The sequence below is a fragment of the Streptomyces sp. NPDC007917 genome (assembly GCF_042959105.1).
Taxonomy (GTDB): Bacteria; Actinomycetota; Actinomycetes; order Streptomycetales; family Streptomycetaceae; genus Streptomyces.
The window spans coordinates 42262-55533 of the sequence record NZ_JBIBKK010000044.1 but is presented as its reverse complement, the minus strand read 5'-3'; the positions used below and the strand labels follow the sequence as shown (position 1 = coordinate 55533).

General features: G+C 67.1%; 15 protein-coding genes and 1 pseudogene. 5 read left to right on the top strand and 11 right to left on the bottom strand.

The genetic code is table 11. From position 1 onward, the window contains the following. Positions 1 to 153: 153 nt before the first annotated feature. Positions 154 to 969 carry an oxidoreductase gene (locus tag ACFZDL_RS45340; protein WP_353597234.1) on the bottom strand — a complete coding sequence of 272 codons (816 nt, stop codon included), beginning with the start codon at positions 967 to 969 and terminating at the stop codon, positions 154 to 156. A gap of 971 nt (positions 970 to 1940) precedes the next feature. Here ACFZDL_RS45340 and ACFZDL_RS45335 point away from each other — a divergent pair. Both ACFZDL_RS45335 and ACFZDL_RS45330 read left to right on the top strand, forming a co-directional pair. Next, positions 1941 to 2114, top strand: coding sequence for a CsbD family protein (locus ACFZDL_RS45335; protein ID WP_353597233.1), 174 nt, complete (start codon positions 1941 to 1943; stop codon positions 2112 to 2114). Between the two features lie 642 nt (positions 2115 to 2756). Then, a complete protein-coding gene (locus tag ACFZDL_RS45330) occupies positions 2757 to 3563 on the top strand; it encodes a hypothetical protein (RefSeq protein WP_353597232.1) in 807 nt (268 codons plus the stop codon). 101 nt (positions 3564 to 3664) lie between these two features. Here ACFZDL_RS45330 and ACFZDL_RS45325 read toward each other — a convergent pair whose 3' ends face one another. After that, positions 3665 to 3826, bottom strand: a complete 162-nt coding sequence (locus ACFZDL_RS45325) for a hypothetical protein (RefSeq protein ID WP_353597231.1) — start codon at positions 3824 to 3826, stop codon at positions 3665 to 3667. A gap of 325 nt (positions 3827 to 4151) precedes the next feature. Between ACFZDL_RS45325 and ACFZDL_RS45320 the strand changes: the two genes are divergently transcribed. Beyond that, on the top strand, positions 4152 to 5231 hold the full coding sequence (locus tag ACFZDL_RS45320; RefSeq protein WP_353597230.1) for an acyl-CoA desaturase: 1080 nt from the start codon (positions 4152 to 4154) through the stop codon (positions 5229 to 5231). A gap of 16 nt (positions 5232 to 5247) precedes the next feature. Here ACFZDL_RS45320 and ACFZDL_RS45315 read toward each other — a convergent pair. The 5 genes and pseudogenes from ACFZDL_RS45315 to ACFZDL_RS45295 all read right to left on the bottom strand — a co-directional run. After that, a pseudogene (locus ACFZDL_RS45315) lies at positions 5248 to 5539 on the bottom strand (alcohol dehydrogenase catalytic domain-containing protein); the annotation flags it as partial. A 349-nt stretch (positions 5540 to 5888) separates the two neighbouring features. Beyond that, positions 5889 to 6449 carry a hypothetical protein gene (locus ACFZDL_RS45310; protein ID WP_353597229.1) on the bottom strand — a complete coding sequence of 187 codons (561 nt, stop codon included), beginning with the start codon at positions 6447 to 6449 and terminating at the stop codon, positions 5889 to 5891. A gap of 96 nt (positions 6450 to 6545) precedes the next feature. Beyond that, positions 6546 to 7094, bottom strand: coding sequence for a hypothetical protein (locus ACFZDL_RS45305; RefSeq protein WP_353597236.1), 549 nt, complete (start codon positions 7092 to 7094; stop codon positions 6546 to 6548). 320 nt (positions 7095 to 7414) lie between these two features. After that, positions 7415 to 7633: a hypothetical protein gene (locus ACFZDL_RS45300; protein WP_353597238.1), complete on the bottom strand. Its 219-nt coding sequence runs from the start codon at positions 7631 to 7633 to the stop codon at positions 7415 to 7417. An 81-nt stretch (positions 7634 to 7714) separates the two neighbouring features. Further along, the gene (locus ACFZDL_RS45295; protein WP_391194383.1) at positions 7715 to 8302 is read right to left on the bottom strand and encodes an HD domain-containing protein; all 588 of its coding nucleotides are present in this window, start codon (positions 8300 to 8302) and stop codon (positions 7715 to 7717) included. On the opposite strand from ACFZDL_RS45295, the gene ACFZDL_RS45290 reads away from it, so the two are divergent. Then, entirely contained in the window at positions 8274 to 8717 is a 444-nt protein-coding gene (locus ACFZDL_RS45290; protein ID WP_353597227.1) for a hypothetical protein, read from the top strand. The two genes, ACFZDL_RS45295 and ACFZDL_RS45290, sit on opposite strands and share 29 nt — an antisense overlap. Positions 8718 to 9033: 316 nt before the next feature. Beyond that, on the top strand, positions 9034 to 9567 hold the full coding sequence (locus tag ACFZDL_RS45285) for a hypothetical protein (RefSeq protein WP_391194369.1): 534 nt from the start codon (positions 9034 to 9036) through the stop codon (positions 9565 to 9567). Here ACFZDL_RS45285 and ACFZDL_RS45280 read toward each other — a convergent pair. The 4 genes from ACFZDL_RS45280 to ACFZDL_RS45265 form a co-directional block, all read right to left on the bottom strand. Continuing rightward, complete coding sequence (locus ACFZDL_RS45280) at positions 9515 to 10336, bottom strand: IS5 family transposase (protein WP_353597225.1); 822 nt, start codon at positions 10334 to 10336, stop codon at positions 9515 to 9517. The genes ACFZDL_RS45285 and ACFZDL_RS45280 overlap by 53 nt on opposite strands. A 326-nt stretch (positions 10337 to 10662) precedes the next feature. Beyond that, positions 10663 to 12072, bottom strand: coding sequence for an AraC family transcriptional regulator (locus ACFZDL_RS45275; protein ID WP_353597224.1), 1410 nt, complete (start codon positions 12070 to 12072; stop codon positions 10663 to 10665). Between the two features lie 698 nt (positions 12073 to 12770). Next, positions 12771 to 13094 carry a hypothetical protein gene (locus ACFZDL_RS45270; protein WP_353597235.1) on the bottom strand — a complete coding sequence of 108 codons (324 nt, stop codon included), beginning with the start codon at positions 13092 to 13094 and terminating at the stop codon, positions 12771 to 12773. Then, positions 13055 to 13252: a hypothetical protein gene (locus ACFZDL_RS45265; protein WP_353597237.1), complete on the bottom strand. Its 198-nt coding sequence runs from the start codon at positions 13250 to 13252 to the stop codon at positions 13055 to 13057. Before ACFZDL_RS45265 ends, ACFZDL_RS45270 begins: the two co-directional genes overlap by 40 nt. Positions 13253 to 13272: the final 20 nt, after the last annotated feature.

Below are 13272 nucleotides of genomic sequence, written 5' to 3'. Positions count from 1 at the left end.
TGTCCTGTGGGCCATGATCCGCGACGGAGCGTGTTACCAAGCCACATCGCCTGTTACGGCAGCAGCTTGACATCAGCATTGGGAAGCTCCTTGTCAGGTCAGAGCTGAACGCGCCTCTCGCGCGCACTGCAGGTCGATGGGCCGGGTGCGACGTCAGCCGGGCATCCGGTTGAATCTGCGGATCTGCTTGTCGAAGATCCCGGCAGGGACGAGGCGTCGCGCGGTGGTGATGCGTGAGGCGAGCGGTCCGGCGGTGTAGCGCAGCTTCGGCTTCGAGGCGGTGGCTGCCGTGACGATCTCCTTGGCGACGACGGCAGGGTCATCGCCGGTCTTCATTGCCGCAGCGACCACTTCGTCGAAGACACGCCGCCGCTCCGCATACAGCGGCAGCGGGGTGTCGGGCTGCGCGGCATTGGCGTCGAAGGCGGTCCGGGTGTAGCCGGGCTCGACGAGCAGGACGCGGACGCCGTGCTCGCGGACCTCGTGGTCCAGGGACTCGGAGTAGCCCTCGATGGCGTGCTTCGCGGCGACGTAGAGGGCCATGTAGGGCTGCGGGATGACGCCGAGGACGGACGAGAGGTTGACGATGCGTCCACGGCCCTGGGCGCGCATGTGCGGCAGGACGGCCTTCGTCATGCGGACGAGACCGAAGAAGTTGAGGTTGAAGAGGCTCTGGGCCTGGGCGACGGAGTTCTCCTCGGCGGCGCCGGCCGAGCCGAGACCGGCGTTGTTGACGAGGACGTCGATCCGTCCGAACCGTTTGATCACTTCCTGGACGGCGGCGGCGACGGATTCGTCACTGGTCACGTCGAGGTCGAGGAAGGTCACACCGGCGGGCGGGGTGAGTCCCAAGGTGTTCCGTCCAGTTCCGATCACCTCGAACCCGGCTGTGACGAAGGCGCGAGCGGTTGTGTTACCGATCCCCGATGACGCCCCCGTTACGAGTGCTACCGGCCGATGTGTCGCCATGACAGACTCCCCGCATCATTGAATTACGATCGTTTAACTTACGACCGTAAGGTTATAGCGGGACGGCGCGGATGGCAAGGAGCGGCTTCGGCGATCGCCGGAAACCTGCGGCTTGGTGCGGGAGGAGAGACCAGGGGGCGACGAATGCGGCAGGTCACCGATACGGCGGCGATCTCCTGGCGGAAGAACAGGCCGGTGAAGCAGTGGACCGCGCGATCGCGTCCGCCCTGCTGCGACTCCGGCACGCGCCGGCCGCGCCCTGGCGGTCGGCGACAGAACAGAGCGGTCGCCGGCGGCAGGGACAAGCCGACGGGACGTACGCGAACACTCCAACACCCTGCGTCCCGGTCCCGGTGGCCTTCACCCTGCGTCCCGGTCCCGGTGGCCTTGTGGACGGTGTGGTTCTGCTGTTGGAGCAGGTAGATCCTGGGAGTGCATCATGATCGTCATCCTTGGACTGATCATCTTGATCGCCGCGGTGGTGGTTGGCGTAGCCGGTGCTCTCACCAACAACGGCAGCGGGCATGAACTCACTGGCGGCTTCTCGGTATTCGGCCACGGCATGACCGGCTCCACCGGCGCGCTGTTCCTGTCCGGCATCGTCGTCGGAGCGGCGGCCCTGTTCGGGCTGTGGCTGGCGTGGGCCGGTGTACGCCACCGCCGTGGCAGCGTCTCGCGCCGTGAACCCAAGCAGTCCCCCGCGATACGGCCTCCACCAGGAGGGACCGCGACGACCTGGCCGGTCTACGCGAGCCCGCCCGCGGGGAGAACGCGAACGCGCGGGAGAACCCACCCCGCGGTGACCTGGCTCCGGCCCCGGATGGCCGTCGTCGGAGGAGACTGCACTTGTTCGGGCACCGGCCCGCCCCCCGGTAGGCCGCGCCACCGCACGCACAGAACGCTGACAGTCAGCGCTACGGGACAGTCCTCCCGTCAAACCCCCCAAGACAACTCACCCAGGGCGGCCACCCATGAGTTTCGCCAAGAAAATCGCGCACAGAGCCGAAGCAACGAAGGGCGGTGCCAAGAAGACGACCGGCCGCGCCACCGGTAGTCGGCGCCTGCAGGCGGAAGGCCGTGGAGACCAGACCAAGGGCAACCTCAAGCAGGCCGTGGCAAAGATCAAGGACGCCTTCAAACACTGACCCCGACCATGCCAACGCCGAGGGGTGTCGCGGTACGCGCCGTGCCAGTTCATGGCCGCGTCCCTGAGCTGTTCCTGGTCCGGCCAGGACACCGGGGTGATACCACGCATCGACGTCGTCCTCGTCTGCGGTCTGCGTGAGCGCGCACCAGGCGCCACGCCACAAGGAAGGATCAAGCATCATGCCGGGCGCTTCTGACCTGCGCGGACAGCAGCAGCACCCGGCATGAGCGAACATCCCCGATCAAGGTTTCGATCCCACCACCCCAGAGCGGGTGGCGCGGTTTCGAATCCTGCGGGGGATTCGAATCCGGCGGGGGACACAGCGCGTCAACCCCGACGGCCTGGCGTTTCTCTCCCCCAGGGAGGTGTTCTCTTCGGCCTCGGATCCGCTCCGGTGACCGCCGCACGAACGTCGTCACGCGTGGCGTCCGGCGGCCGGGCGGCGCGTGGCCGACCGACTCGGTGAACCGGCTCAGCGCCTCGCGCGCCACCTGGGACGCGATCTTCGCGACGAGCCGGTCGGCGGCAGTGGCCGCGCCACGCTCCCCGCGGGGATGCCCGGACGCCGATCAACTTCCCAGTCACCGCCGGGAACCGCGGCCGTGGAAGAGAGAGGTGTAAGGAAGAGGGTGAGAGGCCGGTGGAAACCGAGGCGTGGACGCGGGCAGGACGGCGCCAGCTCGACCTGGGCCAGCTGCTACCGCTCGGCGGGCCCGACGACGGGACGTGGATCACCGAGCAAGCGGCCGTCCGGGCCCTCGGGCGCGCTGCCGCCGAGATTCCCGGTGTCCGGCTGGAATCTCTGCGTATCGGGTCGGCACCGCTCGAGTCCGTGTCCGAGCCGGCCGTCCGTCCGCCGGCCAGCGCGCTACCGCCTGGCCCGCTCAGGATGGAAGCCGCCTTCACAGCATCCCTGGGGCAGCCGCTGCCCCACACCGCCGACCAGTTGAGGAGCGCACTGCTCAACGCGGCCGCTGAACGGCTCGGCCTGGCCACGATGACGGCTGACCTGCGCGTCACGGATCTCCATGCGGCCTCGGAGACAGGCATGGAGTCGCGGACCGCGACGAGGGCCATGAGGTCGGCGCCGGAAGCCCCGGCCACGCGAAGCGCGCCCCCGGTGACCGGAACAGGTTCCATGCGGGGGCCCGTCGGTGCGCCGGCGGACGTCGTGACGGGTGTTCCGGGTGTCGCCCGCCTCACCGCCGTGCTGGGAAGCCTCCCGGTCAAGGTGGAGGACCATGACGATCCACCCGGCCGGCACATCGAGATCCAACTCGCGGTCGCCCCGGACACCATCCCCTGGAAGTCGCCCGCGCGGTTCGGGAGGCCGTGGCCGCCGCAGCCACCACCGACACCCCCGGACCGGTCACTGCCGCCGTCCTCATCACGGAAACCGCGGCCTAGCCAGCCAGGCGTCAACGGCAGCTCGACGCGTTCGGCGTGATCCGATCCCATTTCTCCGGTCTCGCCCTCGGCACAGGGCACAGGGCACACCGCGGCCGCCGCCCGGCCCGAACGCCCAGACACCCTTCGGCCTTGCCCCTTCTACTGTCGGCGCCTCAGCGCTCTCCGGATCAGCAGGAAGGCCGCAAGGGCGATCAGGGCAATCCCCATGAAGATCACGAATGCCCCGACGATGAGCAGGAGCGTCCCAAGCAGAATCAAAATCGCCCCGATGATGAGAAGAAACATCGCGAGAACGGTCACGATCGCTTCCTGCCCCTCTCCGACTCTGACTCTTCCCGGCCCTCCCTCAAGCATATCCGGACAAATCTGCCAATCTGCCATGCAAGCGCGCGGATCACTTCATAAGCCCTGCCCTGTCACGTGTGAGACCTGCCTGGCAGGGAACCCGCATTCAGGCAAAGGGCCTACGCTGCCGCTGGCAGACGAACCAGACGTCTTCCTTGCTCCGCGGTGGCGCGATACGCGTCCCGCAGCGGAAGAAGCGCGTCCCTACCCGCGGCCCGGTCTCAGCGGCTTCCAAGGCAGCGCCGAGCCAACTGCCTCCTTCAGAGAGAGTTTCACCCCCATGACCAGACACACCACGGTCCGCCCCCCGCCCTCGGAGACGCCCGGCAGCGACTTCGCCCGACTGTCGAGAAAGATCGCTGATGCCGGCTTGCTGGGGCGCCGTCCCGGCTATTACGCACTGCGGATCACAGTGGTGGCCGGGCTCTACGTCGGTGGGTGGGCCGCCGTCGCGCTCATCGGCGACAGTTGGTGGACACTGGCGGTCGCCGCCTTCCTCGCCGTTGTCTTCGGCCAAGTCGCCCTGCTCGCCCATGACGCAGCCCACCGCCAGGTGTTCCGCCGACGCCGGGCCAGCGAGGTGTCCGGTCGGATCGCCGGTGTCGGAATCGGGATGGGCTACGGGTGGTGGCAGGACAAGCACACTCGCCACCACGCCAACCCCAACCATGAGGAACTCGACCCTGACCTCGACCCCGACCTGCTGGTCTGGTCCCAGGATCAGGCCCGGGCCGCCAAAGGGCTCCCCCGCCTGATCGGCCGCTGGCAGGCGTTCCTGTTCTTCCCACTCCTCACACTGGAGGGCTTCAACCTGCATGTGTCGAGCGTGAAGGCGCTGGCCAATCGGTCGCTCAAGCACCGAACGCTCGACGGCGCCCTGCTGTTCGCGCACTTCGCGGTCTACCTGACCGTTCTGCTCTGGCTCCTGCCGCCCGGGATGGCGATCGCCTTCCTCGCCGTCCACCAGGGCGTGTTCGGCGTCTATCTCGGCTCCCTCTTCGCGCCCAACCACAAGGGCATGCCGATTCTGAAAGGCGAAGACCGCCCGGACTTCCTCCGCCGCCAAGTGCTCACCTCACGCAACGTGCGCGGCGGCTGGTTCACCGACATCGCGCTGGGCGGGCTGAACCATCAGATCGAGCATCACCTGTTCCCCAGCATGCCCAGCCCCAACCTGCGCAAGGCCCGGGCCATCGTCCGGCGCTACTGCGAGGAACTAGGCGTGGCCTACCTGGAGGCCGGGCTGATCACCTCCTACCGGCAGGCCCTCACCAGCCTCCATCAGGCCGGAGCACCACTCCGGAGCGCCCGCCTTCCCGCCCCGGGACGCGCCGCAGCCACCGGCGGAAATGACCGGTGACCATGAGGCGTGCGGAACTGCGGTGCAGGCCCTTGGCGCAGTAGTCGCAGGTGTTGTCGCAGTACGTGAACGGGGCGACGACCAGGTCGCCGGTCTTGAGGCCGGACACGTCGGAGCCGGTCTCCTCCACCACGCCGAGGAACTCGTATCCCATCGGACGGCCGGTGCCAGCGGCGGGGCATGGACTTGTAGGGCCACAGGTCGCTGCCGCACACACACGACAGCACGCCCCGGACAGCGGGCATCGATGGATGCTGGATCCCCGGATTGGGACGGCCCTCGATCCGAACGTCTCCTGCGCCGTACATCACGGCTGCACGCACAGGGATCTCCTCTTGGTAGTGCCGACAGGCGCGTGCGCGTCGTCACCTACCTCGCCGACCCGGCCCCCTCGGCCGACCGTCGAAACTGCGGGCCGCGCCGTCCGCCCCGGCCGGGCGTAGCCTGGCAGGTGCCGAGAGCTTTCGGGCGCACGACTATGGCGGCGCCGCGATCGAGCGCCCGCGGCTCTTCTGGCACAGATCTTGGGGAGCAAACACGGAGTGTGATGATGTCGTCCGATGTCGAGGGCGATCACGAGTCTCCGCACCGGAACGGATCGTCAGGGCGGAGACGTGACCGGCCAGAACCCGAATGTCGCCAGTCCCGGCAGGCCGCTCAGCTCTGCAGCAAACGGTGGAAGAAGGACCGGTAGCGCCGTAGCGCCACGCGCAGATCTTCGGTCGCGACCTCTTCCCCGCGCCGCCACTGCTCCTCCAGCCGATGTTTGTGCTGCGAGAATGAGGTAGCCAGGGTCTGCATCACCTCGGCGACCAGCGTGTCGGCCGCGTGCACGGAATCCCGGAGGTCATCGACGAACCGGCTCTGGATCTCGTGCCACCTCTCCTGGTATTCCTCCACTTCCTTCTTCCGGAGGAGCGGCTCTCCTGCCTCTGCGGCGCCCTCCCCCGCAGCACCCTGCTCCGTCCCCGCCCCGGTCTCCGGCACGGTAGTGGTGATGGTTTCCGTATCCGCTTGCGCTGCCTCCTCCTCACCGCCAGGGGCGGTCATGGGGGTCGATTCTTCCTGCTCTGCGGCGGGTGCCGTCCCGCCGCCCGAGGGCCTCTGCTCAGCGGCCTCGGTTTCCTTTGGGCGCCTCTCCCCCGCGCTCTCCTGAGCAGGGGCGATGTCCTCGGTGGGCGGATTTTCCGCGCGCTCGTGCAGTTCGTCCTGGTCCATAATGTCGTCTCCTCCGTACGGGAACCGACCATCCGGCGGTCCCGAGGTGGACCCTCCTCTGGTGGGACCATCAGCAGACCGTCCCAGTGGGGCCTTTCACGCTCGCCGACCGCCGCCGGCCTCCAGCAGTTCGTCGAACAGCGTGCGGTAGTGCACCATCGCACTGCGCAGCTCCTCGGTACTCGCTTCGTCGCGGTCGCTTCGCGCGGTGATCTCGTGGGCGGCCCGGTAGTGTTCCAGCGTCTGACCGTGTTCGACGGACAAGTGCCTCAGTTGTTGATCAAAATCATCCGTGGGGTATCCGCACTCACTCATCAGCCGGGTGACCAGACGGTCCGCGTCGTCGACGGCTCTGTCGGGCCGGTCGACGAATTCCTCCTGCACTCTCATCCAGTCCTGGGCATAGCGGTCGTGGGCCGCGCCGGACAGCGGCTTGATCTCCAAGGCGTCGTGCTCGGTCTCCCTCTCTTTCAGCTCTCGCTCGGCCGCCAGCCGGCTGTCGCCCGACTCAACCGCCCGCTCGTACTCCGGGCCGAACCGCTCACGCAGGTGACGGCGGCGCATGGTGAGCCTCAAGCCGGTCGCGACGACGATCAGCACGAGCACCACGACGACGACAATGGCGATGAGGGTACCTGTTGACATCGGATCCTCCTTCAGCGAAACGACCCCATAAGCGAACAAATGCCCTAATTATCCGGATTTGAAACTCTCCTCATCGGCGCCTCGCCGGCATCACGTCGACATGAGCGGCCGGGAGCCACCCGCCACGGTCAGCGATCTGTCCAGCCGACACCGTTCACGCGGAGGTCTCCCCACGATGCCCTCCAGCTCTTCCGGACGGACGGACTCCATCCGCGCCTCTCCCGCCGTCGCTCCGTGACGGGACGGGCGCGCCGGATGCGCCCCGATGTGGTAAGAGATCTTGGCCTGTCCCAGCCCATGTCCGGGAGCTCGTGTCTCAGTTATTCCACCCACTCGCGCTGGGGCACTGCTCGCTCGATGCGGAGCCGCTGCACGAGCATAGGGAACTGGTAGTGCGTCGCCGCTGCGGCGAGGCGCTTTTGGAACCAGTCGACCGGGAGCCGCTGACTGAAGCCGTGCATGGCGGCCTCCTGGGCCAGGTCCAGGAGATGAGCGGTGTCGACGGCTCGGACAGTGCGGAAGGGGCGGGGCCATGTCAAGGTGATGCCACCTGTCCAGGTGACGACGGTCGCGGCGGGAGGCGACCGGTCTCATCGGCGTGATGTATGGCTGCTGCCGGGTCACCGCGGCCAGGGAGCGTCGAGGATGCGCTCGACCATGGAGGTGCGGCGAAAGCCGGGAACGAAGTGTTCCAGGACGTCCGCGTTGATGGTCCCGCATGTCGTGTCGGGACGGTCCTTCAGGCCCTCGACGAACACCTGCAGGAATTCCTTCTTGAATTCTCCGCGCGGATGAGCGGAGACGATCTCGTCCACCTGTTCGCTTGCGATCCGGTCCATCCCCCAGCCGACCGCCTCGGTCAGAACATCGTAGTTCGTGGCAGCGATCTCCTGGCCCATCCGGCCGGGAATCCCCGGGGTCGCGTGCAGGGCGATCGCCGTCCAGACCACCTCGGCGGCGCTCTCGGAGAACCCGCGCTCGAGCAGGAACTTCCGCGCGTGGTCGGCGCCGTCCAGTTCGAAACGCTGTTCCGTGTCGGAGAACGGGACCAGAAGGCCCGCGTCGTGGAACATCGCCGAGATGTAGAGCAGCTCGGGATCGGGCTGGAGACCCAGCTCACGCGCGCGCAGGAACCGAAGAGAAAGCACCCGGCCCAGGGCAACTGAGAAGGAGCGTTCAGTGACTCCCGATGAAGCCGCCAACGTCATCACGAGCTACTACTTCGCCCCGATGAAGGGCGAACGGTGGCACGTCACACCAGAACAGTTCGCACAGGCAGCCCAGAGCCGCTGGCCTGACTGCAGCACGCGCCTGATCGAAGACGATTCCGGAACGGCGCAGCGGACTCGGTTTGCCATGACATTCGAAGACGGAACTGAGCGCTCCGGAGAGTACAGTCTCCGTAGTGGATTGATCCTTAGCAGGTACGCAGCGTTGGACGCGGCCGAATTCGTCTCCTGGTTCCTCACCTTGCTTGACCCCGAAGTAAGTATCTTGTTCAACAACCGGGAAGCGATCGAACGCGGCGACTACGATGACCACGTACTGCAGCGCGCTATGGGACTGCGCCCAATGGCCGAAGCCTTGGCCACACATCTGGCCGAAGCGATCGGCGATGAGTAAGAGCCACTGACCACTCCTCCGCCAGACCTCGTCGTGCGGGCCGCGGAATGCCCAGGGGTATCGGCATAGGGTTTGGACACTGCGGATGCCGATAAATCATCCGCGCAGCTCAGACGGCGTGCTGGTACTGGTGGAGGACTCCTGAAGGGTGTCATTATTCCGATCAGGTTGCTGAGCTGGGCGTTCTCTGTCGATGGTGAGAAGCCGTCTCTCAACCGAACGTGATCGTTTGATTCTTGCTGGTCAGGCATGGTTTCGCTCGGGGTGAGGGAGGGATGCGGCGTCTTGTGTCCGCTTGATGGCCGAGGGGTGCGCGGTGGCGTCGGTGCTGGGAATGTTGGAGGAGCGGGAGGCGGCTGCCCGGGTGAGGGTGGAGGGTCTGCGGGAGGAAGCCGCGCGGCTGGCTGAGGTGCTGGAGGCTGCTGAGATCGAGCTGGACCGGCGGGTGATCGCGCGGGAGGAACTGGTCGAGGCACTGGCCGCCTCCGTGGCCGAGTCCACTGCCGTGACCGGGGCCGGGGCAGAGCAGGAAACGGCGCCGCCGGCCGTGCCGATGCCGGGCTCGACGGTGCCACCGTGGCGGGAGGGGCTGCCGGTGACCGTGCTGGCGCCGGACTACCGGCGGATTCTGGGTGTGCTGGATGAACGACGATCAGCGGGCAAGGGACCGGTGAAGGCCAAGGAGATCACGGTGGAGCTGGGCCTTGGGACGACGTCGGCGAAGGTCGAAGGGGTGCGGTCGAAGGCCAGACGTCTGGCGGAGCGCGGGTGGCTTCTCCTGGAGGCGTCGGGGGCATTCAGTGCCGGGCGGCGGCCCGTGGCCGTGCCAGACGCCTGCTCATCCGTGTAACCATCGACCACCGGATCATCGCCTCGCTGTTCTTCGGCAGCCTCTCGTAGTCCCGGGCCAGGCGGCGGGAGTTCATCAGCCACGCGAACGTGCGCTCTGCCACCCACCGCCTGGGCAGCACCACGAATCCCCGCGTATCGTCAGTGCGTTTGACAATCTCCAGGGTCAGCGCGAGTTTCTCTCGTGCCCGGTCGACGAGGGAGCCGGTGTAGCCGCCGTCGGCCCAGAGGAGGGTGATGTCGCGGTGCAGACGGCGCAGCCGGGCAAGCAGGCCCGCGGCGGCGTCCCGGTCACCGATGTTCGCGGCGGTGACCGCGACGGCCAGGAGCAGACCGAGCGTGTCGGTCACGATGTGCCGCTTGCGGCCCGGCACCTTCTTCCCGCCGTCGTATCCGCGTGAGGCGGCCGGTACCGAAGCCGCGGCCCGCACCGACTGGGCGTCGATGATCCCCGCGGTGGGCTCGGCCTCACGGCCCTCGTGCTCACGGACCTTTCCGCGCAGCCGGTCGTGGAACTCGGTGATCAGCCCGTGCTCGCGCCAGCGGCGGAAGAAGGCGTAGACCCGGCCCCAGGCGGGGAAGTCCGCGGGCATCGCCCGCCAGGAGATCCCGCCCGCGACCAGGTAGCGGATCGCGTCCAGCATCTGGCGGTGGCAGTAGCCCTCGGGCTGCCCGCCCCGTCCCTGGAGCCAGGCCGGCACTGGCAGCAACGGCCGGACGGCCGCCTGATGGCGATTCTTGGATTCGGCCAGGGCTACTCCTCGCCTCACTTGGTCCGGTTCTCAAGGGAGCAGGGAAGGCCAGTGAGTAACACACCAGCGGTGAGCCGGGGACGCCCGTTTGATCAGTGTCCGGGCCGCGGCGGCGGCCGCTCGATGTTCCACACCGGCGGCCCCGGTCCCGGCCTGCCAGACCGGGACCGGGGCCGCCTTCACGAACCTGCCCCGATTGTCCCTGGGCTGCGGGTGCCTCCGCTTCGCCATACCCGCCCCGGCTGATGCCTGTCAGACCAGCGTGCAGACAGCCCACGTGGACGAGTAGAGCGCGAACCGGACACTTGGACAGGCGCTTACCCAAGGATCCAGGCCCAATGACCTCAGTACAGCAGCCAGAGCCTGTAGTAGTCCGGGTTTGACGCGTCAACCGGGCACGGGTAGTCGATTGCAAAAGAATCGGGCCCCACCGTGGCTTCAACACCAGCGGCATAGCATTGGAGTTTCCAGTAGTAGCGGTCCATCTGGTGCCACGTGGCGCGTATCGAAGCCGGTGAAGACTCGGTTGATGCGGGCGCATTGGTTACTGCATCCGCAGCAGCCTTGGATGCGGGAGCGGCCTGGGCCGACATGCTCATGGTGCCCAGGGCAAGTGCCGTGCCAACTGTGGCGGCAGCCAGGGCATAGCGTCTCCGCATGGGTGCTCCTTTTCTCGGTTGATTTTTACTGCTTGGTGGACTGTTTGCTGTGCTGCTCCAGAATGCCGAGCTTGACAGCATGCAGTACTTGTCAGTCCGCGCAGGGCTGTTGACGATTCGCGCACACTCTTTAGCCCGCAGGTTCCTGAAGTCGCGTGGCGGCACTCCGTAGGCTGCACGGAACAGGCGGCTGAAGTGCGTCAAGTCGGTGAAGCCCCAGCGTAGGGCGATGGCCTGGATCGGGCGGGCGTGCAGACGGGGGTTGGCCAGGTCGCGGCGGCAGCGTTCCAGACGGCGGTGGCGTATCCAGGCCGCCGGCGACGCGCCGTCTTCGGCGAGCAGCTGCTGGAGATGGCGCAGGGAGATGTGGTGGGCGTCCGCGATCGCCTGGGGAGTCAAAGCCGGGTCGGCGAGATGCTGCTCGACGAACGCATTGATCCGGACCCGCAGGGCGCTCCGGCGGGCCTCCGGGGTCAGTGCCGCATCAGCTTCCAGACAGCGGGCGATGACGGATGCCAGGAGGTCCAGGGTGACCGAGGCGAGGGTGGGGATGTCGGCTGGGGTGAACTCGCCAGCACGTGCGTTGAGGTCGGTCAGCCAGCGGGTAAACACGCCGCCCATGCCATGGCGCCCGTTGATCGGGACAGCGAGCAGGTGCTGCGCCGTCTTCTCTGGCAGCGGCAACAGCCGGCGAGGACACTGCACGGTCAGTTGCGACCAGCTGTCCTGATGAGCGTACCGGTGGGCATGGTAGAGACGGCTGCTGTCCAGCACCACGAGGTCGCCGGTATGCAACACCGTGTCACCCCCATCCAGGGAGACGCCACCTTCCCCGCCGAGAACGTAGTTGATCAGGTACACCTCTGGGTCGGACTGCCGTACCAGCTTCGCTGTCCGCATGATCTCCAGATGCGGGAAGGCCAGCGAGGACACCTGTACCTCCCCCAGGTCCAGGTTGCGCATCTTGGCACGGAAGTCGTCCTGGTCGTTGCTGCGCATCAGATTGCGCATGTGCGACTGTGCGGTGGCTTCTTCCCACAGTGCGAACCGATCCGGCGCTTCCACGACGTCCGTGCTGAACTCCGTCACCAGCATTCCCAGCCCCCCTTAGCCGTTCCCTCGGCGGCTTCGAACGTGGCAGGGGAGGCCTACGCAGTCCAGCAGCACTTCAGCCATATGCCGGACTCCAAGGGGCCAAAGCCCAAGGATGTCGGTGGAGTACCGCAGGGTCTGAATACCGGCTTTCCGGCCAGTTCTCATCGCGGACACCAGCGACCACGAACGCGTACTCACCGCCCGGGTCGTCGAGCCGACACCGGACACCGGCGAGCCCACGGCCTGAGCATCACAGACACTGGTGTCTGAGCTAGGACCCCGGGGCGTCAAGGGCGCCTGCGGCGTCGCTCACGCGATGCTCCGCGCGCACACTGGGCCGGCCGCCAGGCCCCTGGTACTGGCTGGCTATCGGGCGGCCCCTCCGCTGTGGCGTCTCAGTGCAAGTCAGCACGGGTATACCTGGGGAATCAAGCCGAGCAACTCTGAGGCGGCGCCGATCATGGGGTGGCCGAATTCAAGGAGTGCCAACACGCCCACTCAGCGTCCGTCATGTCCGACGGATACCGGCGCACCCGGTCGGGATGGTCGGCCGCATTGCCGTACACGTGCGCGAGGCAGTCACACGATGGTGCAGCCGAGTTGAACTGGTCGGGCTCGGACGCGTACAACAACGACAACAGGGCCTCCGGCATTGCTCGGTTCGATTCGCATCCCCGAGCTACCGAGAGGCCCTGCCTTCATGCGCGTACCGCCGGAAGATCACCCCGGCGGGAAACCTGTTCGACCCACACATTCCATGATCGGTTGAGAGACGGCTTCTGAGGCAATCGGAGAGGCGTGGTGTGGTACTCGTTGAGCAGTCCACCGAGCACCTGCCGACGCCTGACCGCGGCAGCGGGCAGGGGGATGACGTTCGGGTCGTCGTCTGGGGCACGTAGGCCAAGGCTGCGGTGGGCCCGTCCCGTGTTGTAGTGCTCTGCGTACTGGTTGAGGACCGTACGCAGGTATCGTTCACCGGTGATCAGGAGTCGGTCGGTGCACTCGGCGCGGGCTGTACGTATCCATCGTTCGGCGAACGCGTTGGACCGGGGGCTTTGCGGCGCGTCGGGATGACGGCTGTGCCGTTGCCGACGAAGACGGCGTCGAACGCGGCGGTGAACTTGCTGTCCCGGTCGCGAATGAGAAACCGGAAGCACCCGGCTCTGTCGCCGAGGTCCATGAGCAGATTGCGGGCGAGTT